The 25,800-nt window shown below is 70.7% G+C and carries 26 protein-coding genes and 1 pseudogene; 3 read left to right on the top strand and 24 right to left on the bottom strand.

The window, feature by feature from the left end:
- Positions 1 to 7: 7 nt before the first annotated feature.
- The 8 genes from AB0M76_RS40475 to AB0M76_RS40440 all read right to left on the bottom strand — a co-directional run bounded on the left by AB0M76_RS40475 (position 8) and on the right by AB0M76_RS40440 (position 5,992).
- Positions 8 to 1,072 (bottom strand): hypothetical protein, encoded by a 1,065-nt coding sequence (locus AB0M76_RS40475; RefSeq protein WP_365957755.1) that lies wholly within the window; start codon positions 1,070 to 1,072, stop codon positions 8 to 10.
- The gene (locus AB0M76_RS40470; RefSeq protein WP_365957754.1) at positions 1,069 to 2,772 is read right to left on the bottom strand and encodes a carbamoyltransferase C-terminal domain-containing protein; all 1,704 of its coding nucleotides are present in this window, start codon (positions 2,770 to 2,772) and stop codon (positions 1,069 to 1,071) included. The genes AB0M76_RS40475 and AB0M76_RS40470 overlap by 4 nt, the downstream gene beginning before the upstream one ends.
- Positions 2,772 to 3,698, bottom strand: a complete 927-nt coding sequence (locus AB0M76_RS40465; protein ID WP_365957753.1) for a thymidylate synthase — start codon at positions 3,696 to 3,698, stop codon at positions 2,772 to 2,774. Before AB0M76_RS40465 ends, AB0M76_RS40470 begins: the two co-directional genes overlap by 1 nt.
- A complete protein-coding gene (locus tag AB0M76_RS40460; RefSeq protein ID WP_365957751.1) occupies positions 3,695 to 4,693 on the bottom strand; it encodes an NAD-dependent epimerase/dehydratase family protein in 999 nt (332 codons plus the stop codon). The genes AB0M76_RS40465 and AB0M76_RS40460 overlap by 4 nt, the downstream gene beginning before the upstream one ends.
- Before the next feature lie 87 nt (positions 4,694 to 4,780).
- A complete protein-coding gene (locus tag AB0M76_RS40455) occupies positions 4,781 to 5,092 on the bottom strand; it encodes a hypothetical protein (protein WP_365957750.1) in 312 nt (103 codons plus the stop codon).
- 74 nt (positions 5,093 to 5,166) lie between these two features.
- Positions 5,167 to 5,325 carry a hypothetical protein gene (locus AB0M76_RS40450; protein ID WP_365957749.1) on the bottom strand — a complete coding sequence of 53 codons (159 nt, stop codon included), beginning with the start codon at positions 5,323 to 5,325 and terminating at the stop codon, positions 5,167 to 5,169.
- Positions 5,322 to 5,795: an ATP-binding protein gene (locus AB0M76_RS40445; RefSeq protein WP_365957748.1), complete on the bottom strand. Its 474-nt coding sequence runs from the start codon at positions 5,793 to 5,795 to the stop codon at positions 5,322 to 5,324. Before AB0M76_RS40445 ends, AB0M76_RS40450 begins: the two co-directional genes overlap by 4 nt.
- Positions 5,795 to 5,992: a hypothetical protein gene (locus tag AB0M76_RS40440; RefSeq protein WP_365957747.1), complete on the bottom strand. Its 198-nt coding sequence runs from the start codon at positions 5,990 to 5,992 to the stop codon at positions 5,795 to 5,797. Before AB0M76_RS40440 ends, AB0M76_RS40445 begins: the two co-directional genes overlap by 1 nt.
- A gap of 396 nt (positions 5,993 to 6,388) precedes the next feature.
- Between AB0M76_RS40440 and AB0M76_RS40435 the strand changes: the two genes are divergently transcribed.
- Together AB0M76_RS40435 and AB0M76_RS40430 are read left to right on the top strand one after the other, a co-directional pair.
- Complete coding sequence (locus AB0M76_RS40435; RefSeq protein WP_365957746.1) at positions 6,389 to 7,261, top strand: helix-turn-helix transcriptional regulator; 873 nt, start codon at positions 6,389 to 6,391, stop codon at positions 7,259 to 7,261.
- Positions 7,258 to 7,476: a DUF397 domain-containing protein gene (locus AB0M76_RS40430; protein WP_365957745.1), complete on the top strand. Its 219-nt coding sequence runs from the start codon at positions 7,258 to 7,260 to the stop codon at positions 7,474 to 7,476. The genes AB0M76_RS40435 and AB0M76_RS40430 overlap by 4 nt, the downstream gene beginning before the upstream one ends.
- A gap of 317 nt (positions 7,477 to 7,793) precedes the next feature.
- Here the strand turns inward: AB0M76_RS40430 and AB0M76_RS40425 are convergent, their stop codons facing one another.
- The 15 genes from AB0M76_RS40425 to AB0M76_RS40355 form a co-directional block, all read right to left on the bottom strand.
- Complete coding sequence (locus AB0M76_RS40425) at positions 7,794 to 11,282, bottom strand: LysM peptidoglycan-binding domain-containing protein (protein WP_365957744.1); 3,489 nt, start codon at positions 11,280 to 11,282, stop codon at positions 7,794 to 7,796.
- A gap of 8 nt (positions 11,283 to 11,290) precedes the next feature.
- Complete coding sequence (locus AB0M76_RS40420) at positions 11,291 to 11,749, bottom strand: pilus assembly protein TadG-related protein (protein WP_365957743.1); 459 nt, start codon at positions 11,747 to 11,749, stop codon at positions 11,291 to 11,293.
- On the bottom strand, positions 11,746 to 12,189 hold the full coding sequence (locus AB0M76_RS40415; RefSeq protein WP_365957742.1) for a TadE family protein: 444 nt from the start codon (positions 12,187 to 12,189) through the stop codon (positions 11,746 to 11,748). Before AB0M76_RS40415 ends, AB0M76_RS40420 begins: the two co-directional genes overlap by 4 nt.
- Entirely contained in the window at positions 12,186 to 12,608 is a 423-nt protein-coding gene (locus tag AB0M76_RS40410; protein ID WP_365957741.1) for a TadE/TadG family type IV pilus assembly protein, read from the bottom strand. Before AB0M76_RS40410 ends, AB0M76_RS40415 begins: the two co-directional genes overlap by 4 nt.
- A 27-nt stretch (positions 12,609 to 12,635) precedes the next feature.
- Positions 12,636 to 12,821: a hypothetical protein gene (locus AB0M76_RS40405; protein ID WP_073819428.1), complete on the bottom strand. Its 186-nt coding sequence runs from the start codon at positions 12,819 to 12,821 to the stop codon at positions 12,636 to 12,638.
- Positions 12,822 to 12,839: 18 nt separating this feature from the next.
- Positions 12,840 to 13,730, bottom strand: a complete 891-nt coding sequence (locus tag AB0M76_RS40400; protein WP_365957740.1) for a type II secretion system F family protein — start codon at positions 13,728 to 13,730, stop codon at positions 12,840 to 12,842.
- The gene (locus AB0M76_RS40395) at positions 13,727 to 14,647 is read right to left on the bottom strand and encodes a type II secretion system F family protein (protein ID WP_365957739.1); all 921 of its coding nucleotides are present in this window, start codon (positions 14,645 to 14,647) and stop codon (positions 13,727 to 13,729) included. The genes AB0M76_RS40400 and AB0M76_RS40395 overlap by 4 nt, the downstream gene beginning before the upstream one ends.
- Positions 14,648 to 14,786: 139 nt before the next feature.
- Positions 14,787 to 16,352, bottom strand: coding sequence for a CpaF/VirB11 family protein (locus AB0M76_RS40390; RefSeq protein WP_365957738.1), 1,566 nt, complete (start codon positions 16,350 to 16,352; stop codon positions 14,787 to 14,789).
- A complete protein-coding gene (locus AB0M76_RS40385; protein ID WP_365957737.1) occupies positions 16,345 to 17,226 on the bottom strand; it encodes a hypothetical protein in 882 nt (293 codons plus the stop codon). Before AB0M76_RS40385 ends, AB0M76_RS40390 begins: the two co-directional genes overlap by 8 nt.
- A complete protein-coding gene (locus tag AB0M76_RS40380; protein ID WP_365957736.1) occupies positions 17,223 to 17,915 on the bottom strand; it encodes an SAF domain-containing protein in 693 nt (230 codons plus the stop codon). The genes AB0M76_RS40385 and AB0M76_RS40380 overlap by 4 nt, the downstream gene beginning before the upstream one ends.
- A gap of 40 nt (positions 17,916 to 17,955) precedes the next feature.
- Positions 17,956 to 18,531 (bottom strand): ATP/GTP-binding protein, encoded by a 576-nt coding sequence (locus AB0M76_RS40375; protein ID WP_365957735.1) that lies wholly within the window; start codon positions 18,529 to 18,531, stop codon positions 17,956 to 17,958.
- A gap of 293 nt (positions 18,532 to 18,824) precedes the next feature.
- Positions 18,825 to 19,424, bottom strand: a complete 600-nt coding sequence (locus AB0M76_RS40370; protein WP_365957734.1) for a hypothetical protein — start codon at positions 19,422 to 19,424, stop codon at positions 18,825 to 18,827.
- A 1,591-nt stretch (positions 19,425 to 21,015) separates the two neighbouring features.
- Positions 21,016 to 21,957: a replication-relaxation family protein gene (locus AB0M76_RS40365; RefSeq protein WP_365957733.1), complete on the bottom strand. Its 942-nt coding sequence runs from the start codon at positions 21,955 to 21,957 to the stop codon at positions 21,016 to 21,018.
- Between the two features lie 14 nt (positions 21,958 to 21,971).
- Positions 21,972 to 24,149: an ATP/GTP-binding protein gene (locus tag AB0M76_RS40360; protein ID WP_365957732.1), complete on the bottom strand. Its 2,178-nt coding sequence runs from the start codon at positions 24,147 to 24,149 to the stop codon at positions 21,972 to 21,974.
- Positions 24,146 to 24,607 (bottom strand): hypothetical protein, encoded by a 462-nt coding sequence (locus tag AB0M76_RS40355; protein WP_365957731.1) that lies wholly within the window; start codon positions 24,605 to 24,607, stop codon positions 24,146 to 24,148. Before AB0M76_RS40355 ends, AB0M76_RS40360 begins: the two co-directional genes overlap by 4 nt.
- Before the next feature lie 345 nt (positions 24,608 to 24,952).
- Here AB0M76_RS40355 and AB0M76_RS40350 point away from each other — a divergent pair, with 345 nt between their 5' ends.
- Positions 24,953 to 25,363: a Rid family hydrolase gene (locus AB0M76_RS40350; RefSeq protein WP_365957775.1), complete on the top strand. Its 411-nt coding sequence runs from the start codon at positions 24,953 to 24,955 to the stop codon at positions 25,361 to 25,363.
- 232 nt (positions 25,364 to 25,595) lie between these two features.
- Here the strand turns inward: AB0M76_RS40350 and AB0M76_RS40345 are convergent.
- A pseudogene (locus AB0M76_RS40345) lies at positions 25,596 to 25,800 on the bottom strand (hypothetical protein); the annotation flags it as partial.

The following is a 25,800-nucleotide window of genomic DNA, read 5'->3' as shown; positions in this document are numbered from 1 at the left end:
AGTGAGGCTACCGATTCCGAGTGGTGCGGTGGGTGAGCTTTCCATTGTCCGCCCCTTGGTGTTGATCGAATACCTGACCGATGGTGTGGAGCTGTCGGGACAGCCGGAAGGGGTCCAATCTGCCGATACATCGCTCCAGCAGCCGGGCCCGGTCCCCGGTTGGCATGGAGATCAGGGTGCGGGTGATGTCGGCCACGTGCGCCCCGTCGTAGGCGTGGAGCTCGCCTGGGATCACGATGCTGGCGGCCCGGTAGTGGGCGGGGGTGATGGGGGCGCAGCCGGCCAGGACGGATTCGAAGATCCGCTGGGTGTACTGGCCGCTGGTGGCGTACCGGGTGGGGGCGAGCATGACGGTGGCATGAGCCTGCCTGTGCAGCTCGATGCCCTGGGCGAAGGGGACGCGGCCGGTGAAGTTGACGTGCGGCCACCGGCGGGTGTGGGTCCACTTGCCCGCCACCACGTGGTCGAGGTGGCGGGCTGGTGGGGCGAAGAAGGTGGTGAAGGCTGGGTCGCGGCCGTATTGGTTGCCGACGTAGACCAGGGGCCAGCGCCGGGGCCGAGCGGCGAGGGCCTCGGGGTCGGCGGTGTGGAGGGTGTGGTCGGCGACGGGGAAGAGCAGGCTGGTGGCACCGTGCCGGGGGTGGAGGGCAGGCTCGCAGACGGTGAGGTGCTTGATGCGGCGCAGGGGGTCGGCCGGGGCAAGGTGCTGGTCCTTGTCCCACAGCAGCGTGGGAACCCCCTGGTGGTAGGTGTAGTGATCGAGGAGCTGCTGCTGGCGGTGCAGGTCGCACGTGTGCCCGGGGGCCGTGCACGGGGTGTCGTTGCGGCCGGGAATCGGCCAGCGCCATTCCAGGAAGAGGGCGTCGATGTCCGGCAGACCCTGGTCCCAGGCGTACGGTCCGGTGACGGGCTGGTGGGCTTCGTCGCGGTCGCGGTCCTGTTGGAGGAAGACCACGGTGTGGCCGGCGGCGATCAGCCCGTCGGTGAGGGTGCGGCGGTGGCTGCGGCCGCCGTCGGGGGTGTCGGTGATGCCGTCGCCGAGGAATCCCCAGAAGCTGTAGCCGATCTTCACCGCTGGGTCACCCACCAGTCTTCGAGGAGCAGGGCGTCGATGCCGGACTCGGCCAGGCAGTCCAGGGCGTGGGCGGACGTGCCGCAGATCGGCTTGCCCTTGATGTTGAGGCTGGTGTTGATCAGCACAGGTACGCCGGTGATTTCGTGGAAGGCCCGCAGGACCGCGTCGAGGAACGGGTTCTGCCGGGGGGCGAGGGTCTGCACGCGGGCGAGGCCGTTGTTGTGGACGATGGCGGGGATCTGCTCGCGGGCCAGGTCGGTGACACCGCTGGCGAAGGACATGTACGGGGCGGGCTGGCCGAGGGTGAAGTAGTCGGCGGCCTTGTCGGCCGGGGCGACGGGCGCGAAGGGCCGGAACGGCTCGCGGAACTTCACCTTGGCGTTCAGACGGTGCACGACGTCCGGGCGCAGTGGCGAGGCGAGGATGGACCGGTTGCCGAGCGCGCGGGGGCCGGCTTCGAGGCGGCCGCGGAAGACGCCGACGATCTCGCCTTCGGCGAGCTGGTGGGCGAGGTGGCGGGCGGGGTCGGCCGGGCGGTGGGCGGTCATGCCCGGTCGGGGCTGCTCGGTGAGGTCGAGGCCGTCGTAGGACGGGCCGAGGTAGCACTCGCCCTGCACACCGGCCACCGGCTGCGGGGCGCGGTACTGGTGGGCGTGGAGGGCGGCGCCTGCGGCAGTCCCGGAGTCGCCCGGGGCCGGGGGGACGAACACCTCGTCGAAGCCCGCGTGCTCGGTGATCTTGCCGATGCTGACGCAGTTCATGGCGACGCCGCCGCCCAGGCACAGGTGCTTCTGGCTGGTGCGGTAGCGGGCCTGCCTCGCGAGGTGGATCATCACTTGCTCGGTGCGCTCCTGGAGGGCGGCGGCCAGGTCGGCGTGAATCTGGGTGGGCGGGGCGGCCGGGGGGCGGGGCGGGCAGGTCGCGGCGATGAACGCTGGCGACAGGCGGGGGTAGCGGCTGGAGATCACCCGCAGGGGGAACAGCTGTGGGTCGAGGGCGAACGCCTCGCCCGTGAGGGGGATCGCCTGGGCGAGAAGGGCGCGGAAGCGCCCCGGGTCCCCGAGGGCGGCCAGCGCCATGACGGTGCCCTCCTCGTCACCGCGCCGCCACCCGAGGTGCTCGGTGACGGCGCCGTAGGCGTAGCCGAGGGACGCCGGGTCCGGCAGCGACCATCGGCCACCCAGCACGACCCCCTGATGCCCCCGGGCTCCCGTGCAGATCGACGTGGTGGTGGTCTCGCCGAGGCTGTCCACCACCAGCACGGCCGCCTCGTCGAACGGGCACGCCGCGAACGCGTAGAGGGCGTGGGCGCGGTGGTGCTTGACGCCGTGCAGCCGGGCCCCGGGGAAGTGGCGGCCGAAGTCCCGCAGGCGGCCGGCCGCGCGGCGGTGGACGACCGCGAAGCTGCGCGCCCTGGGCCAGGCCCGGCCGGCCGTGCCGGGGCGCAGGTGCCGCAGCGGGGCGGCGCCCTTGAGGTAGCCGCGGGGTGCGAAGTTGTAGGCGACGTCGGTCACGTCGCTTGCGGTCAGGCCGGCCGCGTCGAGAAGCCAGGCGATGGCCAGCTCGGGGTAGGCCTTGGTGTGCTTGATGCCGTTGAGGCGTTCCTCCTCCACCAGCCCGATCAGGCGGCCGTCCGCGATGAGGGCGGCCGCGGAGTCGTGCGTGCCGGAGCACAGGCCCATCACTACCGGCCCCATCACGCGGCCCTCCCGCTCAGCTGCGCGTACCAGCCGGCCAGGCCCTCGCTGAGGACACCGTCAGGGTCCGCGACCATGCGGCGCGCATCGGTGCGGTCGCCGTTCTTCCAGACGCGGTAGCTGCGCATGACGTGCGCGAAGTCGCCCCACGCGCCGTCGGGGGTGTCTCCGCTGGTGATGCTGTCGAGGAGGGGGTCGAACTCTTCCCATGCGACGGTGAGCAAGTCCATCAGCCGGCTGGGTGTGGGCTGGTCGGGCAGGGTCCGGGCGGCGGGGAGGTTGGTGTCGTACAGGTGGAGCGAGTCCACGTGGTGGTGGTAGTGGCCGAGTTCGGCGCCGATCCAGTGGCTCATCAGCTCGTGCAGGACGGTGGCGGTGAAGATGTCGTAGCAAAAGCCCAGCCAGAGATCTTGGCTGCGCATGGTGGTGTGCATTTCCAGTCGGCCGTCGCGCAGGTAGAAGCGGTAGCCGAGGGTGCACGGCACGTCGTTGTGGTGCGGGATGTCGCGGTCCGGGTCGTACAGCTGGATCAGGGCCCGGCGGGAATCGGGGTCTTCCAGCAGGGTGCGGCGGACGTGGTCGAGCTGGTCGTGGCCGGGCCTCCAGGCGCGCATCCGCGGCCCGTACGCGCCGCGCAGGACACCGTTGTCGGCGTACTGGGCCATCCGCTGGTTGTAGGTGTAGATCCAGGTGCCGTCCGAGCCGGAGAGGATCCAGGTGGCTTCGGCGGCGGCGAACGCTGCGTTCAGGACCCGGGCCGGCGGAAGGGACACCAGGCGGCGGCGCGGTTGGGTCAGGGTGAGGTGCGCGCCGATGATCTCGGTGGTGGCCATGCCGCGGGGCTTGACGATGCGGCCCTGGTCCAGGACGGCGGCACAGGCGGCGGTGAACAGCTCGTTCGCTGAGCCGGCGGTCAGGTGGATCACGCGGGTCCTCCGATCAGGGTGGCGGAGTCGGCAGCGCACATCCACTGCCACTGGCTGGCGATGCCTTCGGGGAGGTCGACGCCCGGCTGGTATCCGAGGTCGGTCGCAGCGCGGCGGGTGTCGGCCTCGGTCGAGGCGGGGTCGCCGCTGCGGCTGGCCGTGTAGAGGACGGGCACCGGCTGGCCGGTGACGCGCTCGACGGTGTCCAGGACGGTCTTGACCGTCACGCTCGCAGGCCCGGCGATGTTGACAGCCCGCCCAGTCACGGTGGTGCCGGCGGCGAGCAGGAGAGCCCGGACCGCGTCCGCGACGTAGGTGAAGTTCCTCCGCTGCTGCCCGTCGCCGTACAGGTTCATCGGCTCGCCGGTGCGTACGGCGTCCAGCATGCGGGAGATCGCCATGTCGGGGCGCTGGCGCGGCCCGAAGACGGTGAAGAACCGCAGCGCGACGGCGCTCGTCACGGCGGTGGAGCGGGCGGCGTAGGCAAGTGCGAGCTGCTCGGCGGCGAGCTTGGAGACCCCGTAGGGCGAGATCGGCCGGAGCGGGCCGTCCTCGGTAGACGGCTGCGGCGCGGTCCCGTAGACGCTGGAGGAGGAGGCGAGGACGAGACGCCGGACATCGGCCCGCTCGCACTCCTGGACCAGGTGGTGCGTGGCGGCGATGTTGTCGCGGATGTAGCCAGCGAAGTTGACGCCCCACGAGGGGCGGACCCCTGTGGCCGCGGCGAGGTGGAACACGACGTCTACCTTGAGGAGGTCGTGGACCCGGGCGTCGGTGACGTCCGCCTGCTCGAAGTGGAAGCCCGGGGACCTGAGCGCCTGTTGCAGGTTGGCGGCCGCGACGGGGTCGTTGTGGGGGGAGCGCCGGTCGATGCCGGTCACGCGCCATCCGGCCGCGAGGAGGGTGTCGACCAGGTTCGATCCGATGAAGCCGGCCGCACCGGTGACCAGGGTCGTCTTTCCACGTCCGCTGGTCAGCGCCTCTAACTGATGCACGCAGTTTCCTCTCTCATCGGGTGGATTGGGTGGAGCGTGCCGGTGCCGGTGCGGGCCACGAAGGGAGCGTCCGCACCGGCACCGGGATCAGCCGCCCCGGGGAGGGGTGGGGGCGGCGGTCTGCGAGGGCCGTACGGCGCACCGGCAGACCCGGGCCGGCGGATCGTGGTGCGATCCGTGGTCGGCCGTGGCATCGGCCCGCACTGCTGCGGGCTGCTCTTCGGCCAGGGGAATGTCCTGCGAGACGGCGGCCGGGACGGGCCGACCTGACGGGGCGGCGGTGGCGGTGGCGGTGGCGGCATCGGCCGCAAGCGCGGCCGACCAAGCGGTCAGGACCAGCCCGGCCAGGTTCATGGAGGCCAGCAGGAACCCGCCGATCGCGTCCCCGCGGGCGTGCACTCGGTGCCGTACTGGCGCGGGCGCGCTCGCCGGGGAGAGCTGGGTGGGGCCGTCTAACTCACCCCAGGCGGCGCTCACGGACCCTCCCGCGGGGCGCTGTGGGGGGTGGCGGTGAAGAAGGCGCCGATCAGATCGGACAGCTCCTCCAGGACGGTTTCCAGGCGGGAGGTGGCCCACTGGTCGTGGAGGTCCGCTGTCACCGGCTCCGACCTGGGCACGGGGTTGGGGGTCATCGGGCCGTCGGCTCCTCTGCGATGTCGAGCTCGGCCCACAACCGCTTACCGCTCGACAGCCGGTCGCAGCCCCAGCGGGCGGCGAGGTCGGCGACCAAGCCCAGGCCAGGGCCGCCCTCCCACTGCCCGCGACCGCCCTTCATCGGACGCAGACGCGGCGGGGTGCGGTCGGTGTCGGTGACGACTAGGCGCACGCCGGTCTCGGTGCGGGTCGCGGACATGCCCACCCGGCCTGTGCCCTTGTCCCGGCTTCGGTCAGCGGCCTGGAGGACGGCGTTGGTGACGAGCTCGGAGACGATGAGCTGGGCGTCGTCCACGAGCGCGTCCAGGCCCCAGGTGCGGAGGTAGAGGGCGGCGTCCCTACGGGCGCGGGCGGGGGCAGCGTGGTTGGCGGTGTAGCCGTCGCTGTAGCGGGGCTCCCCGGTGGACGAGGTGGCGGTCATGGGTGCCTCGGGGGTTTCGATGAGCATCACCGGGCGCTCCCGGCGGGGGTATTGGGGGCGGAGTGGAATTCCAGGTACAGGTCGAGCGTCCACGCGTCCCAGGTTTCGGCGGGTCCGTGGTCGCGGGCGAACGCGTGGTCTCCGGTGGTGGCCTGGTGCTCGGTCGAGGTGCTCGGCGTGGTGCTCGGCGTGGTGCCGGTGGTGGTGCTCGGGCTCGTCGTCATGTCGGCCTCGGCAGATGAAGAGGGTGAAGAGCAAGGCAGTTGGTGCGCGGGCGGCGCCCTCGACGGGGACAAAAACGGCGCTGCCGGAGCCGGGAATTCTGGGCACCCGGCCATGGGGCGGTGACCTTACGTCAGCATGTGATCATGAACTGACGAGCAGTCATGTATTTCTTCGCACCGAAAGAATGCACCCGTGGGGCCCAAGGGTGCAACCGTGGGGTACGAAAATGCACGGGAGAACTTTCGTTCCTATCGACGAACACACCCGCCCACCGGCACACTGCGCCCGAAGGAGGGTCAACATCACCCGGACGCAGAGCCGTCACACCCTGAACGCCCTGTCCAACACCCGGATGAAACAGACTCACATCGAACCGGAGAGAGGGGACACCTCCGATGCCAACGGTTCCGCTGGTACCGACGGTGCGACGACGCCGACTCGGTAGCGCCCTGCGCGCGTACCGGCTGGAGGCTGGATTCGATGTCCTGGAAGATGCTGCGGCAGCCATGGGCTGGGACCGCAGCAAGCTGTCCAGGATCGAGACCGCCAAGGGCGCCATCAAAATCGCAGACGTCCCGCTGCTCCTCGCCGCTTACGGGATCACCGACCCCGAGCAGATCAGACCGCTGGAGGAGCTGGCCCGGGACGCCGGCAAGAAGGGCTGGTGGCAGACCTATACGGACCTGGCCGCGCCCTCGTACGTCGATCTCATCTCCCTGGAAGACGACGCGCAGAGCATCCGCACGTACTCCCCACAGCTGATCCCCGGACTCCTCCAGACCGCCGCCTACGCGCGCGAGATCATCGCAGCCACGGCCATAACCCGAACGACCGAGGAAGTGATCGCGCTGACCGAAGTCCGCATGGCCCGTCAGGCGGTTCTCAGCCGCCCAGGCAAGCCCCTCAAGCTACGCGCCATCATCCATGAGGCCGCCCTGCACCAGGAGTTCCCGACGCGGCCCGGCCTGATGAAAGAGCAGCTCCGGCGGCTCCTCGATGCGGGCAAACTGCCCACCGTCACGATCCAGGTGATGCCGCTGACCGCGGCCGCCCACCCGGGCCAGGTCGGCGGGTTCAGCCTGGTGGACTTCCCCCACCCGATGCCCTCGATGGTCGAGACCGAAAACCTCAAGGGCTCCTCATATGTCGAAGGTGGCGAGGACACCAAATTGTTCAGCGAAGCCTTCGAACAAGTAGTCGCGGCCGCGCTGCCGGTTGACGACTCAACCGCCCTGATCGCCACCCTGGAAGGAAAGGCACCCAAGTGATCAACGCCCTGAACGCCGCCGACCCCGCCGGAGCCGACTGGTTCAAGTCCTCCTACAGCGGCGGAGAAGGCAACTGCGTGACGGTTGCCGACCTGCGCGCCACGCAGTACGAAGGCATCGCCGTCCGCGACTCCAAGGTGGAGGACGGCCCGGCCCTCATCCTCTCGCCGACCGCGTTCTCCGCCCTCATTGGATACGCCCGCACCGCTGTTTGATCCGACAGCACAAAGGTCCGTCTCCCCCATCCCATCTGAGGGAGACGGACCGCGGGAATCAGCGGGAATGGGGCGCGCTGATCACCCACACGGTGGGATCCCGCCCGCAGGCGCGGGAATCGGCGGATCGCCATGAGGGGCAGAGCCCAGAACCAGTCGTCCTACACGCAGGCGCCGGAATCACCGGCTCCACCGAGGAACTGGCCGGGCTAACCTGACCGATGGGGCGCACAACGAGGGGGCAACACCCGGGCAGGTTGACGCCCCTGGCTTGCGGGGGGAATATCCGGGCCTTTCTTCGTACCTGTCGCCTGCTGTCAGCGCAGGATGACCGGCTTCGGCAGCAGCGTGCTCAGCAGCTGGGCTGTCTCCGCCTCCATGTCCACACCCCCGCCCAGCCCCTCGTTGATGCGGGCCAGCCGGGCCGCGGCTTCGCGGAGGGCGTCCACGTCTCCGGCCCCGTGGTGGGCGAGGAAGACCTGCCGGTGGAGGAGTTCGTTCTCCTCCGCGGCGAGGAGGCCCTGGTGCGCGGCCCAGAGCGCGCCGACGTAGTCGGCGGCCTCGCGGCGGCGGGTGGACAGCTCGTAGGCGACGTCGGCGATGGCAGAGACCATCTCCTGGACGACCGGCTCGGCCCAGGCGTAGCGCTGGGGGTCGATCGCGGCGAAGGGCCGGCCGCGGACGAGGGCTAGGGCCCGGCGCAGAGCGAGTTCGCCGTCTTCGTCGTGGCGGGCGAGGCCGATGCGGGCGAGGTCCTGAAAGTTGCGCCAGTCGCAGGTGACGGCCTGGGCGAGGCGGTAGCGGCTGTCGCCGGTGTCCTGGACTCGCGGGAAGTAGGCGTCGCCGTCGGCGTTCTTTCCGAGCCAGGACCGGGTGCGCGAGATGACCGCGTTGCGCATCTGCTTGTTGACCAGGCGGCCAGGCCAGAGTGCGTCGTCGATGGCGTGGTGGTCGGCGCCGGGGTTGAGGGCGAGGTAGGAGACGAGCTCGACGGCCGCGCTCTGGCGGTTGGAGTCGATCCGGCCTGCGGCGCCCTCGATGACCACGCGCCCGAGCAGGAGCACCGTCGGCGCGGTGGCGTACGGCGCCTCAGCGGCGTCGGCGTCGTCAGCTGCGCGGGACGGGGCGGGAACCGGGAGCGGGCTGTCGGCCGTGGGGACTGCCTCGGCGGGGTCCGGTTCTTGTTTCGTCAGCACGGTGGCGGCGGCCGCCGGTTCGGGCGTGGCCGGCTGCGAGGCAGGCGCAGGCACGGGCGCGGCGGGGGGATCGAAGAGGTCAGCGAGGGTGGGACCGCTGGTGCCGTGCTCAGCCTGGTCGGCAGGTGCCTCAGCCGTGTGGGCTGCGGGCTGGACGCGTGCCTCGCCGGTCTCCTGGGCTGGCGCGTCGTCCCCGGTCTGCGTGGTCTCCAGCTCCCCCCGCTCGATGTCGGCGTACTCGTCGGGCATGCCGTCCTCATCGGCACCAGCAGCAGCCGGTTCCGGGTCGGGCGTTCCCTCGTCGTCGCTGGTCTCCTCCGGGTCGTCCGAGAAGTCCTCCTGGTCCAGCTCCCGCTGGTCTTCCTCCTCCTGTGCCTCGTCGGGGTCGAGGAGGTCGTCCAGCCACTCGTCGCGGGCGGGTACGTCGGTGGTGCTGGCGGACAGGGTGAGCAGCTCGATCGCGTCGGCAAAGTGGGCGTCGGACAGGCCCTGGAGCTTGATGGCCAGGCCGGAGCCGGGCAGGAGGACGGTCTCGTCCGGGCCCGGACAGTGGAGGGTCCAGCCGTCCGCCGGGGCCACCGTTGCGTTCTCGCTCGCCGTCACGACCGCACCGGCGACCCGCGGCTCGATCGTCAACAGGTCGAACAGCTCCGCCATCTCAGTCGAGTCCGGCAGATCGGCGGCGAGCAGGATGTGGGGAGTCCACGAGCCGCCGGCGTCTTCCTGGAGGCGGGCCGCACGGAGGGTGGGTGCGCCGAGCCCGGCCAGGGCCCGGCGCTGGTCGGCCGCGTGGCTGAACAGCTCGTCGACCGCGTCGGAGAGGGTCTGCGTGCGGGCGACGCGTTCGGGTGCTGCGTCGTCGAGCCCCGGAGCAGTGTCGGCCAGCGCGGTGATCTCCACGTGGCCGGGCAGGGGGGTGCTGGCGAGCTCGACCGCGATGGCCTGGAGAACGTGGCGGGCGTGGTCAGCATCGCCGTCCAGGTGGAGGACGCCGACGTACTCCAGGTCGACCAGGACCAGACGGCCGGCGCCGTCCCAGCCCAGGGAGACCAGAGCCGGGTAGGGGGCGTCGGCGCCCTGGAGGGCATCGGGGTCGGCGAGGTCGGGACTGGATGCGCCGCAGGTCCACAGGTCGGTGCGGCCGGCGGTGCCCGAGAAGGGCTTCATCGGCGCGGTGTCCTGGTCGAGGTGGAGTTCGACCTTGTTCTCGTGGAGCACCACGGCGGTGACCACCGGCAAGTCGCGGTCGGCGGCCGCCAGATTGAGGGCCAGGGTGCGCAGGGCCGCGTCGAGGAGGTCGAACCCCGAGGGGTGCTGCACCGAGCGCAGGCCCTGCTCGGTGGCGGCGGCACTGCCGGTGGGCATGGGGATGCGGCGGCCGGGTCGGCGGCGGCGCTGCTGAAGGATGCGGCGGGTGGCAAGCGTGCCGATGAGGGCGGCGGCCAGGGCGCCGGCTCCCATCCAGACCGCAGCGGGCGCCAGGGCCTCGTCGGCGTCCTGCACCTGCTGGGCCGTGTCCGCCTTCTGACCGCCCTGCGCGGGCGCTGGAGCGGGGGTCGTGGGCGTGGTGCTGGGCGTCGCCGCGGTGGGCGCGGGGGTGGCGGACTTCGAGGGTGCGGGCGCGGGGGCCGGCGGCGTCGTGGTGTCCGGAGCCGGACGGGTAGCTTCAGCGGGGGCCGGGGCGGTTGCCGTGGGGAGGGTGAGTTCCTGGCCGGGGACGATCAGGTCGGGGTTGTCGAAGGTTCCGCCGCCGGGCAGCGGCTTTCCCTTGTTGGCTTCGAAGATCTTCGGCCAGTCCTCGGGGTTGCCATGCTTGTCGGCGATGCCCCACAGGTTCTCTCCGGGCTGGACGGTGTGCTCGGCCTGGGCCGGGGCGGGTTCTGCGTCCGTGGGGCCGGCCTGCGCAGGCTGCTGCGTGGGCGGGGCCGTCTCGGGCGCGGCCTGGGCGGGTGCCGGAGCCAGGGTGGCCGGCTTGGCGATGTTGGCGTCGGCGGGGAGCCGGATGACGGCGCCCTTGGGGAGGAACTGGTCGCCAGCCGCGAGTTGCGGGATGGAGGGGTTGAGGGCGGCGATGTCCTTCCATCTCGGGCCGCTGCCCAGGTACTGCTCCGCCAAGTCCCAGGGGAGCTCGGAGTCCCCAGTGACGGTGTGGGTGGGCCAGGTGTCCTGCTCCGCTGCGGCCGCGGCTGCCGGGGCGGCCGCCGTGCTGCTGGTGCCCGCAGTCTGTACGGCGGTCGCGGCGACGGCCGGACCGGTGGTCGCGGCCGAGGCGGCGGTGGGGGCGAGGAGTACGAGGCCGCCGATGAGGAGGCCGGCGAAGCCCTGCATCCCACCGAGGCCCTTGATCCGCCGGGCCTTGCGGCCGCGGAACAGCGCGACGATCTCGACGAGGGCGGAAAACGTGAACAGCGCCCAGCCGATCCAGCCGATCGTCGTGAGCACCGTGAAGAACAGCTGGCCGTCGTCCTGTCCGGTCAGCAGGTCCCATCCGCCGGCGAGGTCGGTGGGCTGATGACCGACAGCCAGCAGGACGAGGGGGATGCCGACGATGAGTGCGGCCAGGACGGCGAGGCCGAGCAGGGCGCGGAGCAGGCGTAGGGGGGTGCTCATGGGACGTGTCAGCCTCCGGCTTGGGTGTGCAGTCGGGCGTGTGCCGTGCCGGACACGCTGATCGTCGACCTACCCACGAACTGGGCGAACAACGTGTTGTAGGTGTCGTGGACGGTGACTTCGAGGCGCTGGCCGCCGTCGGTGATGGTCACGTTGCCGCTGACGTTCTGGGCGGCGAGGTAGTCCTGGGCGGCGGCGACGGCGGCGTCCGGGTCCACCGTGATCTCGGTGCCCTGGACGGCGGCGGGGACGTTGAGTTGCTGGCCGGCCGCGCGAGCGGCCTCCTGCGCGAGGCCGGTCGCCTTGTTAGTGGCGTTGAGGGCTCCGCCGCCGTCGACCAGCAGCCCCATGATCATGATGATGCCGAGGGCGCTGATTGCGTAGAACGGTGACAGTGACCCGCGGTCTCCACCGTTGCTGATTCGGTCCCGCAGGCGGGTGATGTGGCGGGTGAGGGCGGTGATCACTGGCGGCCTCGGTAGGAATCGATCGGGCTGGTCCACGATGACCGGAGCGTGCGGGATCCGGGGAGCCCGGGCAGCCCGATCTCGCCGAGTGGAGCGGTGCAGGCGACGGTGACGCGGACGGTGGCCTCCTGGCCGATGTCGAGGCCGTACCCGGAGGTGTCGACCGAGACGCTGGAAGAGGCGCAGTGGATTCCCTCGCCGGTGAGGCTGCGGGTCGCGGCCGCCTCCCCGGAGGCCTGCGCGGCGCCGGCTTCGCGTTCGAGGGAGGCGGCCCGGGCGGCCGCCCGGGCGGCGCCGTCCACGGCGCCGGAGGCGTCGGTGATCCGGCCGAACGCAATCATCAGCAGCATGAGGGCGATGATGGCCGGGGCGAGGATGACGGTCTCAACCGAGTAGCTCCCCCGGTCCTCGCGCCAGTCGATGCGCCGGGCCCGCCTCACTGGGCCGCCACCCAGCGCTCGACGGGAGCCTCGGCGCTCTGGACGACGCCCAGTTCGAATCCGGGGACGAGGGTGGCGACGGTGCCGCGGACGGTGATGCGGATCTGTTCCGGGCCGCTGCCGTCGGCGGAGACGCTCGCGCCGCGGACGCTGCCGTACTTCGCCAGGAGTGCCTGGGCCTGGGCGACGCCGTCGCCCGGGCCGACGCCGAGCTGGCGGCCGGCCTCCACTCCCTGGGTGGCTGCGGAGCGGGCGACGGAGCGGGCGTGGAAGTACATGCCGGTTTGGATCGCGGCGAAGACCAGGAAAAGCACGATGACGGCGAGTACGGCCAGCTCGACGCTGCCCGAGCCTCGATCGCCCTCGTTCCGCAGGCGTGCGCGTAGGCGCCGCCACCGGTTGCTGACCTGGTTTTTCACGCCGCTTCCTTCCTCCTGGTGGGTGGTTCAGCCGCTGATGAGCGGGATCTTGGCGTCGGTGAACGTCTTGATCGCGGCGACGACCGCAATCGCGATAGCGATGACGACTCCGGCGATGACGGCGAGCTCGGCCGAGGTCTGGCCGGCATCGCCGCCCTTCTTCAGGCGCTCCCAGCGAGCGGCGAGGACAGTGGTCAGGGCGCGGATGTGCATGGTTCTCTCCCTTGGGGTTCAGCCGTTGAACATCGAGACAACGGGCGGCAGGACGACGAAGACCAACATGAGGAGCACGGCGAAGGTCACCGGCAGCACCATGGAGGTCGACGCCTCGTTGGCCTGGGCTTTGGCGTCGGAGAGGATCGCGACGCGCAACTGGCGGGCCTGGGCCTGGAGGGTGGTGTAGACGGCGGCGCCGTCGCCCGCGAGGGCGAGGGTGTCGGCGGGGCGGGTGAGTTCGGGGATGTCGAGTTCTTCGCCGAGCTGCCTGAGGGCGTCCCAGACGGTGACGCCGGCGAGGTCGGCCTCGTAGAAGGCCTGCCGCATCCGTTCGAAGATCCAGCCGTCACCGACGTCCGCCGTGTCGGTCAGGGCTTGGGCGGCGCCGCTGTTGGCGATGCGGGCCAGGGCGACGCGGTCGAGGTAGCTGGCGGCGGCGTGCCGGACGACGAGACGGGCGCCCGCGGCCTCCTTCCTGACCTCCTGGCCGGGCCACAGCCAGAACAGGGCGCCCAGGCCGAGACCGGCTGCGGCGGGCATCACGAACGGCAGGCTCACCCCCAGCATCGACAGAAGCGCACTGGCCAGCTGCGGCAGGACCAGCCCGTACAGCGCGAACAGGGCGCGCTTGCCCAGGTGCTCGGCGGGGCTGATCCGCAGGAGATTGAGATCCCGGACGGGCAGGGTGATCCGCTCGCCGACGGCGCTGAGGAGTCGGCTGCCGACCTTCTCGGGCAGGGACCCGGTGCCGGTGGCAGTGACCCTGGGCTGGCGCGCGATGTGGTCGGCATCGAGCCGGTCCATGACGGAGACGACGTCGGGCCGGGCCGGCCACAGGGCGCGGATGGCCAGGCCAGTGAAGGCGCCAGCGGCCGCGGCGGGAAGGACCGCTTCCATGGGGATCATCGGGCGGCTCCCGTCACGGCGGCCGGCTCGGCCTGCGGCAGGGGGTTGAGCAGGCGGGGGTCAGGCTTGGTCGCGGCGGCCCGGCGCAGCCAGGACAGCGTCCAGGCGAAGAGACCGCCGAGGATGGCGAGGGCCAGCTGTCCGGCCGGGGACTTGTACCAGGCGGACCAGGCCTCGTTGAGCATGCAGCCGACGAAGACGATGCAGATCACGATCGAGACGATCCTCGAGGATTTGCGGATCTTGGCGCGGTCGGACTCGATGTCGCGGGCGTCGGCGGCCTGCTGGTGGATCGTCACCGCGAGCGCCTCCAGCGCGGTCGACAGGCCGGGGCCCATGTTCGCCGCGTGCGACTGGAACAGGAGCGCGACGTGGTCCACGACCCCATCGCCGAGCTCGTCGGCGAAGAGGGCGAAGGCGGTCTTGGCATCCATACCGGAGCGCAGCCGCTCGTCCAGGGCGCGGACGTTGGCGGCGATGGGGGCGGGGGCGTTGCGGGCGCTGGCGCGGATGGTCTGCACGAGGCTGATGCCGGCGGTGTGGATGCCGGCCAGGCCGTTGAGCCACTGCCCGATCGCCTCCAGGCGCTCGATGCGCTGCTCGGCCGCGATCCCGGGGTTGAGGAGGAAAGGGAAACCCAAGACGGCGGCGCCTGCGAGGACCCCGTGGACGGGCCACCCGGTCCACGCCCACACCGCGAGCACGGTGATCCCGGCGGTGGTCACCAGGGCGCGCCAGCGGCGCTGCCAGACCTCAGGAAGACTGGCCTTCGCCGCGCGGATCCGGCTGGCACGCCGGGAGGCGGGCTTCGCGAGGTCCACGACGCGGCCGCGCCACTCGCGTACGGCGACGAGACTGGTCAGGACCATGGCGAGGGCGCACAGCGCGGCTACGAGGGCGAGCTGCGAGGAGTTCACCGGGCCTCCCGGGTCGGTTCGGTCATCGGCTGTGAAGCCACCAAAGGAGCAGGCCCTCGAGGACCACGGCCACCCCCGCGATGGCGGCGGCGCTGTAGGCCACTTCGCGGGTCAAGTTGCCTCCCGTTCATCAGGTCCGTCATCGTGGCTTCACCACCTGCAGGGCCGGGCCCCAGGCACCCGCGGGGTTCTGGGTCAGCCACCGGCGGTCAAAGGTGCCGGTGCGCTCCAGGACGTCTATGAACGACGGCATGTTGCGGTACACCGCGCGCGGTTCGTCGCCGTGGGGGGCGAAGAGTTCGCTGGTGGTGGGGCGTCCGCCCTCACCGACGACGTCGTGGACCTCGTAAATGTTGGAGACGAAGCGGTGCTTGCGGCCGCCGATCGCGGTCTCGTCGAGGTAGGTGAGGTAGACGACCACGTCGATCGCGGAGGCGATCAGGTGGTTCGCGGCCTCCGTCTGCATGCCGGCCTCGGTGCACAGCTGCACGAGGCGGGAGATGATCGCGTGCGGGCGCCGAACGTGCAGGGTGCACATCGAGCCGGAGCCACCCGCGGACATTGCCTGGAGCATGGGCAGCACCTCGGTGGAGCGGACCTCGCCGACGATCACCCGGTTGACGTTGTAGCGCAGCGCGGTGGGGAAAATGTCGCCGATGGTGACCTCGCCCGAGGCACTGCCGCCGCGGACCTCGCCGTTGGACTGGCGGGCCTCGAAAGCGAACGTGAGCGGACCCGGCTTGCCTTCCGGGCCGGGCTCGTCGAGGTAGAGCTCGCGGTCGGACTCCACGGTGGCGATGCGCTCCCCGGGCGGGATCTCCCGTCCCAGGGCGCGCAAGAGGCTGGTCTTGCCCGCGCCCATGTCGCCGACGACGAGGATATTGAGTTTCGCCTGGACACAGGCCAGGAGAAAGGCTCTCAGCAGCGGGTTGAGCGAGCCCCAGCGGACGAGTTCGTCGATGCCGTGCTGGCGGATGCGGTGCTTTCGGATGACGACCGACGGGCGGGTGGTGAGCAGGCTTGCGGTGACGCGGGACCCGTCTGGCATGCGGAAGCCCACGTTCGGGGTGGCCTGGGTCAGGGCGCGCTCGCCGTGGCCGGACAAGCCAGCCATGCGGTTGACCCAGGTGGTCAGTTCCTCGTGCGAGTCGGCGACCCGCTCGATGCTGCGGCGGGGCCGGTCGTAGTACTCGATGTGCGCGCGGAGCCCGTCGACCATGACGTCCTCGACGCCCTGCTCGTCGAGCAGGCCCTGGAGGCGGCCGCCACGGAACATGTTGTCGAACACCGCCGCCCCGACGGCATGTTCTTCGGCCGCCGAGAGAGCGGTGTTGCCGTGCGCGTACTTCGAGGCCCACCGCGCGACGGCCTTCGTCACCATGGAGCGGGCCTGGGCCCGGCGGTCGTCTTCCTCGAGCAGGCGGCTGGGATCGTGCGCGGACAGCTCGGCGGACACCTCGGCCTGAAGTGCCTCGATGACCTCCCAGCCCACCGGCAGCTGCCCCGGCAGCCCGGCCAGCTTCGGGACCGCACCCGGACTGGGGGCCGTCGCCGGGCGGCTGGGAGCCGGCAGAGCGGGCACCGGTGCAGGCGCGGCTGCGGGCTGGGGGATCCGGGCCGTGCTGATGCGGCCGGTGAGCAGTCCCGCGATGTCCGCGGGGCCGTGCGCGGTCGGGCCGTCGGGGCGTTGCTGGGTATCAGACACGGGGGTCCACCCGTCCGTGGCCCAGACGCTGGAGCACCCCGGCGAGCTGCGGGGCGGCCGGTGCCGGAAGGGCAGGCGGGTACTGCTGATGCAGCGAGCGGCGGGAAGCTGCCGCCTGAAGGTGGCCGAGGGCGGTGCGTGCAGAGTTCAGCAGCGCGGACTTCTTCAGCTTCCGCGGGGCGGGAGCGGTGCCGGCGAGGTAGGCGGCGGTGTCCGGCTCCCAGGGCAGCGCGGCCATGACCGGCAGGCCGAGAGCGTCGGAGACTTCGGGGGCGCGACGTGGGCCGTCCTCGATGAGGAGGACGCCCAGAGCGCCCGGGCCGGTGCCGCGGTCGGTGAGCTCGGCGCGCAGCGGTTCCGTCATGTGCCGGGCCAGGGTGAGGGACTGGTCGGTGGCGCGTACGACGAGCAGGACCAGGTCGGCTCCCTGAAGGAGCGGTGCGGGGGTCAGGGTGGGGTGGAGGTGGCCGGACTCCAGGGCCAGGCGGCCGGCGTCGATGATGACGTCGTATCCACCCTCGTCCGACAGCACCCGCATCACCTGGGCGAGAGCGGGCCAGGTCCGTGCCAGGGCAGGGGCCTGGGCGGGGTCGGTCAGGCCGGGCAGGACCTGACGGTTGCCGGAGGCGTCGAGACCGACGAGGTGGCTCGCGAAGGCCTGCGCGAGCGCGTCCTCACCGGCGCGCTCGGCGATGGCAAGGTGGTAGAGGCCGGTCCCGGCCGCGATCTGAGCCTGGAAGAAGCCCGCGCGCAGAGTGCCTCCGGCCGGGTCACACTCGGCCAGCAGCGAAGGGCGCGTGGAGGACAGGGCCATCGCGAGAGCGCTGGTGGTGACACCGCATGACTTCGCGCTCACCAGCGCGGTGACCGTCACGACCCGCTCCGCACGTCGCGAACCAGGGCGACCCGGCCCGACGAGGCACGGGTGGCCAGCAGCGGCCCGTCCGAAGGCGCGACGGCCAAGTTGACGACAACGGCGCCGGACGCATCGGGCCGACTGACGGAGACAACGACCGCCCTCACCGACGTCGGCGGGGCCTCGGCGCCGTCCTTGCCGGTGGGCTGCTCACCCTGGCCGGGGACCGTGACGGCGAGGACCTTGTCGCCGGGGACGAGGGAGCCGGCGGGGGCCTGTCCGTGTTTGACCTGGACGCCGACCTGCTGCTTGTCGTCTCCCAGGCCGGTGCCGGGCTGGAGCTGGGCGGCAACCAACAGGCTGCCCTTGCGCAGGTCGACAGCAGGACGCTTGCCCACGACCATCGAGCGGTCGGTGGCAGGCATCGGGGTCAGGGCTGCGTCGGCGGAGACCTCCGCGACGACGATGTCCGCGTCAGTCAGCGGCTGCCCGGCCGGGACGTCGTTCGCGATGGCCAGCACCTTCGTACGGTCACCGACGGCGGACACCGCGGCGGCCGCGCCGAGGGCGGCCGCGACGGCCAGCACGGTGCTCAGGGCAGCCGCAGCGTACCGGCGCTGCCGCTTCACGGGGGCCCCGGTGGTGATGGGGAGGTCGGTGCGCGGGCCGGCTGGACGCGGCATCGGCGGGGCGGCGGGGGATTCCATTCGGGTACTGCCTCTCGGGGAAGTGCAAGCAGTGCGCGTACTAGTTGAGGACCTGGACCTCAGCGACGGCGATGTCCACAGAGCTGGTGCGGATCTCAGTCAGCTGGCCGCCCTGGGCGCCACCGGTGACCTGCCAGTCGATCGACCAGGTGGACGTCGCGGTGACGTGGTACGTACCGGAGCCGGTGGTGGAGGACGGTTTGTCGTAGCGGTGACCGCAGTCCGGGGACGGGTTCTTGCCGTACTCCGGCTTGTAGGGCGTGCCGGCGGCCGTGCAGGTGACGGTGTGGCCGTCCCCCATGTTCCACACGATCTTCGACACCCAGGCGGTGGCCGTCACCGACACCGGACCGACCGACGCAGAGGACGTGTTCGGCCCGTACGTCTCCGGACCGGTCTCGGTCCACATGTAGACGGGCATGCCGACCACACCCTTGCCACCGGGCTTCGGAGTGATGCCGATCGCAGGCGGGCGCAGCAGCATCTTGTCTACGGCCTGCCGGGCAACGACCGCCGGGTCGATGACCGGTCCGCCGCCCGTGGGCGGCGCCGTGGTGAAGATGTTCTTGACGTCGTGCACGCCGGTCTCGTTGTCGAGACAGTCCTCGATATACATCGAGACACCGGGCTGCCGTCCGCCAGATCCCCACAGGCCGCTGTCGTCCGACGGCTGTGGGTCGGCCAGGGTATAGGTGCAGGTGTAGCGGCTGTTCCCTCCGCCTGTAACCCCGCCTCCACCGCCGCCAGTGCCTCCACCGCCCCCGCCGGGCGGACGGACTCCGCCCGGGTCTCCGGGCGTCTCAACGATCGGGCAGACGTAGTAGATCTCGCACTTTTCGTCGGCGGCAGCTGTGGCGGGGTACACGAAGGGAAGGGCAAGTGGAAGAGCCAGTGCGGCAAATCGACGGGCTAGCACGGCTGGTCCGCGTGCAGATCTTCCTTGAGCACCTTCCAGGAACCGTCCCAGCGCTCCATGTGCCCTGTGACCACGTACTTGGTCACAGAGCTCGTGGCCGCGGGGGCCGGCGCCCCAGACTTCTTGTCTACGATCTTCCAGTTGGAGACGTCCAGGCAACTGGAGATGGTGACGTTCGGGGTCGTCTTCTCCAGCTCCGCCGCGGTTACGGTCGAATTGGAGACGACGGGCTGGCCCGTCATGACCCGGCCGTTCGCCTTCAGGTTCGCGGTCCCCTGCTGCGCCTTGGTAAGTGCCTCGAAGGCCGCGTATCGCTTAAGGTCTGTACCTTCGATCGCCGGAATCGCGAAGGCCTTGGGCAGTTCTGCCCAGTACGCCTTGTACGCGGTCAGTGCCTCCGTCTTCACTACCTCGGCCGGATCGAGCGACGCCGACTTGCTCGGTACCGCCGAAACCGTCGGCGTCGCGGGCTTGCCCTTCTCGCTGTCCGAGTCGCCCGACGAGGTACAGGCCGCGGTGAGAACCACGCAGAACGCTAGAAATACAGGGACTGCCCGGCTGCCGTTCCAGCCGCGCTGATCGAGTCGTGCCATGGGTACCGCTGCCTCCCCGTAGACCAGAAAGCCGTCGCGCCCGGTGCAGACCTTTGCGGCCTGTTTTCGCGCGGCGTGAACCACAACCGTCACAAGCGACCGGACTGTTCCCATACGTTACGCAGAGGCGGCCAACATCGAAAGCCATTAGTGCAGTTCACGGCCATACGACCGGCACAAAACGGGCTTTTCCGCACCCTCCCGGGACCTTCTCGGAATTCAGTCCGATGGGCGAGACGTCAACAACCGGAACGCTGCGCCCCACCCCTTCTCGATAATCCAGAATGTCGGTTCATCTGCACTTCAGATTCAGAAGGCGGATTGGCTCAATGGGTATTCGAAATGGCTGAAAACGAGCGCAACCGGCGGGCACGGAGAGGAACACCGCCCACGCGATTCGGGCCGTCCTCCCGACCTGCGAGGACGGCCCCCGCCTGATCTACGACCGTGGATAGAGCAACGTCCCCCGCACTGCGAGGAGGCAGAAGCCCTCCTCCCCCGATCTCCCCTCCCCCGCCCCTGCGGTGGTCTACGTCGGCGCTGACCTCCGGCCTGACCGACTACCCGCACCCGGTCGACCTTGACCAGCACGGACAGAGCTGCTCCGTTGTTTCCGGCCGCAGCCTCGTCGATTGAGCACCCCTTCCTTCGTCAGCCCATCGGCGCAACCACAGGACGGCGAAGCCTTACAGACGGACAGCCACCAACACCTTCACCCAGCAACACATCAGCCCCTCCTCCAGAGGCAACTGCCCAGTGCAGGGCCCCTGGGGCCCGGAACGGTGCGTGGGCGACCGTCAGGGAGCCCGCGCAGGGCAAGCGGCAGTGGCTGGTCCAGCGCAGCCGAAAGGCGCTGGCGGGGGCCGGGGGCGAGGAGCCCCCGGTGCGGGGTGCAGGGGCGCAGCCCTTGCCACGGAGCGTGAGGGCTGGCCCCCACAGGGTGGCCGGTCCAGCGCGGCCTGGGCGCTGGCGGGGGGTTCGGGGGGCTGGTCCCCCGATATTGGGCCGCAGGTCCAATGCGCACCTGGCACCTGCGCTTCGCCGACAGGCCTAGTTTGGACGGCAGCGTGGCTGATGCGGATGGAGGAGTCCTCCATGGAACAGCCGTTGCACTCCAGGCTGTGGGGTCCTTCCCGAGACATATAGAGGGCGCACCCCCCGCAGCTCTCTGACCTGCGTAAATGCGCCCATTGAGCGAACCCTGGAATGCCGATAGATGTCGCACAGCATCATGTCGCGTAGCGACACTGAACGAACTGGAGGGTTCCACCGGTTCCGCTGGGCAGCATGAGTGGCTGTTGTCGTTCCGATCTTGAGGGGTGTTGGTCGAACGGGAGTCCCGTTCGGGTGATGACGGTGGGTTCCGGGCATGAGAACAGGGCCTCTTGGTAGCTCGGTAGGTGTCTACGCCAACGAGTTTTCCAGGAGGCCCTGTTGTCGCAGTTCTACGCCTTCGTGCAGGCCGGGTCCAGTCCACTCACCCCGTCGTGTGACTGTCTCGCGCACCGGTTCGGGAACGCCGCGGACAACGGGACGCGTCAGCGGCGCTAGAGGGGTGGGAGGTGTAGGCCTCCCACCCCTCTCACGCGTCTCAGGCTGCTGCGGCGACGGAGCTGCGAATCCAGGCGTCCACCGGCTCAGCTGCTCCGAGGACTGGTGTGAAGACCGGCTCGAAGGGGCCGCAGGTGCGGAGCTGGTCGAGGGTGGTGACTCCGGCCCGGAGAGCGGTGGCGGCGAGTGCCGGGTCGCTGGCGGCGAGGCTGCGCAGATCGGCGATCCGGCGGGCGAGACGCTCCTCGGAGGCCCCGGTCAGCACGAGCAGAAGCCGGGGGAAGACGGGGTAGCGGTAGCGCCAGGCAGGCATCGTGGCCTGGCGCCGGGGCCCGCGGGGGCCCTTGGCGGACTGGGGCTGAGGCGCGTACTCGTGGTAGGCGGCGTAGGCGTGGAGTTTCTGGGCCAGGCGGGCGATCGTCATCTGGGTGCGGTCGACTTCGACGAAGAAGGTCAGCAGGGTGCGTTGCTTGCCCTCGGCGTGGACGTAGTTGAGGACGGCATCCGGGACGAGGCACAGCTCCTCCCCCGGACGGGCTTCGTCGCGGTAGTAGTGGGCGACCTCGGGCGACCAGTCCAGGGGGCCGCACTCGTGCCCGAGGCGGCGGGCGTGCTCGACGATGGCGGCGCCGGTGTCCACGACGGCGAGGGTGTGCTCCTGGAGCGGGCCGAGGGCAGCTTCCGGGCTCATCCGGTATGGGCGCTGCTGGAGCAGACCGACGGCTTCGACAGCCTGGGCGCCCTTCTCGGTCAGCCACCACAGCAGCTCGGTCTGGCCGGTGCTGCGGCGGCCCACGACCTCGGCGAATCCTGCTCCGCGGAGGGTGTGGAGCTGGCGGCGCAGGTACTCGGTGCGGGTGTGGTGCGGGGTGACGAGCCGGTGGAGCTGCCTCGTTGAGACCAGACGGTGCTGGTAGAGGACCTGGGCGGCCTGCTGGGCGACCTGGCCCAGCCCGGTGGGGGCGGACTGCGGGTAGGGCATGGGGGGCTTCTCTTCTAGTCGATGACGCTGGTGGGGTCGCCGGCGCTCGGGCCGCCGGGGCGCCGGCCGGTGTGGTGGGCGAGGACGGTGCCGTCGAGCACCTCCAGGTCCTCGAGGATGTCGCGCAGCGGACGGCGGTTGAGGTTGGTGTCGATCGCCTGGTCGAGAGCGGGGACGCCAGCTGGGTTGTTGTAGTTCGCGAAGACCTCGTCCACGGGCAGGCCGCGGACCCGGAAAGGCGTGGTCCGGGCCCCGTTCAAGTTCACGGACATCACGTAGTGGTACTTCGGGAGCTCGGTGATCGTTTCCGGGGCCACGTGGCCGTTCCAGCGCTTCGCGACGAAGGCCGCCTCGTCGTAGTCGGCCGCGCAGGTCGACAGCCAGCTCTGGTTCTGCAGGAGAGCCTGACGGGTGACGGCTGAGAGCCGGAGCGCCATCTGGGTCATGCCGATGAAGCGCACCTCGTACTTCCTGAGCTGTTCGGCGATGGCGGCGAGGAAGCCCTTGCTGGAGGAGTCGAGGGCGGTGAGCTCGTCGCCCCAGGCCCAGAAGGTGTTCCGTTGCTCGCGCGGGGTGTCCTGGCGGGAGAGGCCGGCGCGGTGGAGGTCGTGGATGAGCAGGCAGCTGACCAGGGCGTCGCTCTCGCTGCCGGACGGGCAGACGAACACCACCTTCGACGTGTCCATCGCGTGCCGGACGTCGTACGCGGAGCGGGGGCTGCCGAAGAACCCTTGAAGGGACTGTGAGGTGTCGAGGCGGTCGATGGCGTACGTGACGGTCGGCACGGCGTCCGGGCCGAGCTTGGGGAACGTCGTATCCCAGTAGGCGCGGACCCGCGGCGGGAGCTTGGGCAGAAGCTGCTCGCGCCAGTCTTCGTCGGTGAGCCAGGTCCGAATCTGGAAGAGGGTGCACTGTGCCTCGGGCCGGTTGTTCTGGACGGCCTGGAGGTTGAGCAGGGCCAGGGCCTGGGAGGCGCGGGCCAGGATCGTCCGGGCGCGGGGGGCGTTGTCGCCCCAGTCCTGCGCTGCGGCGATGCCTTCGGTGACGGAGCGGACGATGTCCTGGACGTCGGAGAGCGTGCGGCCCTCCATGGAGAGGGGGTTCCAGGAGACGACGGGCTGGTCCGGGTCGGCCTTGGCGAGGTTGATCTCCCAGAGCCGGTCGGCGATCTCCGGGTGCGCGAGGTAGGGCTTGGCCCTGGCCCAGCCCTCGCCGTGCGGGTCCAAGAACCAGCAGCCGTAGCCGGAGTGGGCCATCGCGATGCACTGGACCAGGGCCTCCTCCGTCTTGCCGTGGCCGGACTTGCCGAGCTGGAGGCCGAAGAGGAGGTCCTGCACGCGGGCGCCGGCGATCCGTTCGCGGCCGTCGGGGTAGACGACGGCGCCGAGCGGGATGAGGTCGCGCTGTCCGGTGTAGACGGGGAGGTCGGCCGGGGCCGGCGGGACCAGGCCGCCGGAGCGCACCACGCTGGAGGCGGTGCACTTGACGGTGGGCGGCTTGAGCCAGCCCGCGATCTCGGGCACGGTCAGCCACTGACGGCGGATCGGGGCGAACTCGCCGCTCGCGAACCGGCGCTCGAACCTGCCGATGGACCAGCGGCGGGGCCGGTGAGCCTTGAGGTAGTTCTCCCCCGAGGTCATCGACAGCGCGGCGATCAGCTGATGCATCCGGGCCAGGGCCAGCTGCGGGTGAGCGGCCTCGGTCCTCAGCAGGATCTGCACGGCGAACACCGCCCCGGCGGCCGGTTCGAGCTTTCCGACGCCGTCGCGCAGGTCGGTCTGCCGCGGAATCCGCTCGGATCGGCTGGAGGCTCCGGCGCCGCCGGACCAGGCCGAGGTCATCGACCCCCAGAAGCCGCCTCCGCCGAGGCCGCCGGTGAGGCGCTCGCCGTACGCGGACGGTCCCCGGCGAGCAGCCCGGGCCATCAGGCGGCGCCGGCGGCGGGCCAGGCGGCGCTCGGAGACCGGGACCAGGTCGAAGACGGCCTCCGCCTTCTCCCCGTCCTCGGTGCGGACCGAGGCCATGGCCGCGGCAAGCTGCTGAAGAGGATCCGGGCTCAGGCCGAGCGAGGCGAGGGCCTTGTAGTCGGGCAGGCCCAGGGCCAGTTCAGCGCGCTGCACGTACCGGCGCACGCTCGCCTGGGCGGCGGTGGACACCTGCGTCGGCTTGGAGAGGGAGACGACGGCGGTCACGGCGTACCTCCCGGACCGGTGAATCGGACTGGGCGGAATTCGCTCGGGCCGTGGTGTGTTCGGACCTCGACCTCGGCAAAGCCGGGCATGGCCAGGATCGCGGCCGCAGCCGCCGGCCCTTCGATGTAGCAGCGCATCTTGCCGTCCACGGCGGTGTACTTCAGGCGCACAGCGGATCCGCGGGCTGGGACACCGGCGGCGGCGTAGTGCACGCGCCCGAGCTGGCGGGCCCAGCGGCCGACTTCGCCCTCCCCGGGGTCGAAGGTTGCCGTGGGGATCGCCTCGACCTGGACCCGGTCGGCGAGCGCTTCCCTGACGAGCGCCGCGCGGCGGATCGTCCACCACACCCACACCGCCGCCCCCAGGACGCCGAGGGCGACGAGGTACGGCACGGCCGCGCGCAGGACGGTCTGGAGCTGGTTGAGGAGCTCGTCGACCGGGAGGTCCGGGAGGCTCATGTCGGCCGGACCGAGTTCGGCCGGGACGGGGAAGTGTGGTGCACAGGTCCTCCAGGTCGGGTGGTAAGAAGCCCTTCACTCGGACCAAGTAAGAATTCGAGGCCGATTCAGACACCGTGCACGGATGCTTTGCCATCCCTTGAAGATTGAGGGTGCTGGCGTCTTCGGCCGGTTGTCCTTTGTCGGCGAATCCAGTCGATATGTCATCCAACTCAGTCGACGCGTGGTCGGTCTCATCCGGCGGTCGTCGCGTGGCGGGCCGACGAGGAAAAGGGGAGGCGGGAACCAGCAGGGCATGGGCAGGATGTCCGGGCTCCACACCCGATGAGAAAGGCCTCGATGACCGTGGCTCGTGCCATTACTTTGATCCGCTCCGCCTCCCTCTCCGACGTCGCCGAGTACGCCTACGCAGCCACTGCGCCCGCCGAGTCGCGGCTGATCTTTCTCGCCGGGGCGTGTCCGCTGAACGATGACGGCTCCACGGCAGCAGTCGGGGACTATGCGGGCCAGGCAGCGAAAGCTGTCGAGAACATGCGGGCTGCTCTCACGGCCTCCGGTGCATCCCTCGAGGACATCATCAGCACCAGGGTCCTTGTCGCGTCGGCCCGGCGGGAGGACCTGGTGGCTGCCTGGGAGGTGGTACGGGACTCGTTCGGTGACCATGACGTCCCCAGCACCTTGATGGGCGTCACCGTGCTCGGCTACCAGGACCAGCTCGTCGAGATCGAGGCCGTTGCTGCGGTGCTCGATTCCTGAGACGCGTCTGTGCACCGTGGTGGCCGACTACGGCCGTGGACGGGAGGAGTCTTGGTGACGCCAAGCCCGTCTCCGTGACAGCGGCCGCCCTTCGGGTCATTACACGCCCCCCCGTCGACTGGGTTGAATGACAAAACGGCTGACTTCAGTGGCAAAGGACACCGGTGTCCCTGGTCAACCAATCCAGGCGTTTGACAGCGAACCAAGCCATTTCGGCATCTATGACGTGAACCTAGTCGTGCGGGATGAGCACGCGGGGGCCGCCGGAGACCGGGGCCTCCGCCGCCGAAGTCAGCCGCTGACGTGGGTAGGGGGAGGTGCCGCGCGCAGTGCTGTCGATGGCCTGGATTGGGTCAGCCTGCCAGTCGGGCGAGGGCCAGTGCGTGTGCGTGGGCGAGGGAGTCAGCAGCGGCGCAAGGGATGTCCGGCTGCACGCC

This window comes from Streptomyces sp. NPDC051364, from assembly GCF_040682115.1.
In the GTDB taxonomy this organism is placed as follows: Bacteria; Actinomycetota; Actinomycetes; order Streptomycetales; family Streptomycetaceae; genus Streptomyces.
Note: the sequence above shows the minus strand (reverse complement) of the source record. Positions and strands in the feature narration are given on the sequence as shown.

What these genes read in the sequence shown, in the direction of transcription:
- AB0M76_RS40470 (WP_365957754.1), bottom strand. Translation starts at nt 2,772, where the DNA reads ATGGGGCCGGTAGTGATGGGCCTGTGCTCCGGCACGCACGACTCCGCG.
- AB0M76_RS40450 (WP_365957749.1), bottom strand. Translation starts at nt 5,325, where the DNA reads ATGACCCCCAACCCCGTGCCCAGGTCGGAGCCGGTGACAGCGGACCTC.
- AB0M76_RS40445 (WP_365957748.1), bottom strand. Translation starts at nt 5,795, where the DNA reads ATGCTCATCGAAACCCCCGAGGCACCCATGACCGCCACCTCGTCCACC.
- AB0M76_RS40440 (WP_365957747.1), bottom strand. Translation starts at nt 5,992, where the DNA reads ATGACGACGAGCCCGAGCACCACCACCGGCACCACGCCGAGCACCACG.
- AB0M76_RS40435 (WP_365957746.1), top strand. Translation starts at nt 6,389, where the DNA reads ATGCCAACGGTTCCGCTGGTACCGACGGTGCGACGACGCCGACTCGGT.
- AB0M76_RS40425 (WP_365957744.1), bottom strand. Translation starts at nt 11,282, where the DNA reads ATGAGCACCCCCCTACGCCTGCTCCGCGCCCTGCTCGGCCTCGCCGTC.
- AB0M76_RS40405 (WP_073819428.1), bottom strand. Translation starts at nt 12,821, where the DNA reads ATGCACATCCGCGCCCTGACCACTGTCCTCGCCGCTCGCTGGGAGCGC.
- AB0M76_RS40400 (WP_365957740.1), bottom strand. Translation starts at nt 13,730, where the DNA reads ATGATCCCCATGGAAGCGGTCCTTCCCGCCGCGGCCGCTGGCGCCTTC.
- AB0M76_RS40380 (WP_365957736.1), bottom strand. Translation starts at nt 17,915, where the DNA reads ATGGAATCCCCCGCCGCCCCGCCGATGCCGCGTCCAGCCGGCCCGCGC.
- AB0M76_RS40375 (WP_365957735.1), bottom strand. Translation starts at nt 18,531, where the DNA reads ATGTATATCGAGGACTGTCTCGACAACGAGACCGGCGTGCACGACGTC.
- AB0M76_RS40370 (WP_365957734.1), bottom strand. Translation starts at nt 19,424, where the DNA reads ATGGCACGACTCGATCAGCGCGGCTGGAACGGCAGCCGGGCAGTCCCT.
- AB0M76_RS40365 (WP_365957733.1), bottom strand. Translation starts at nt 21,957, where the DNA reads ATGCCCTACCCGCAGTCCGCCCCCACCGGGCTGGGCCAGGTCGCCCAG.
- AB0M76_RS40355 (WP_365957731.1), bottom strand. Translation starts at nt 24,607, where the DNA reads ATGAGCCTCCCGGACCTCCCGGTCGACGAGCTCCTCAACCAGCTCCAG.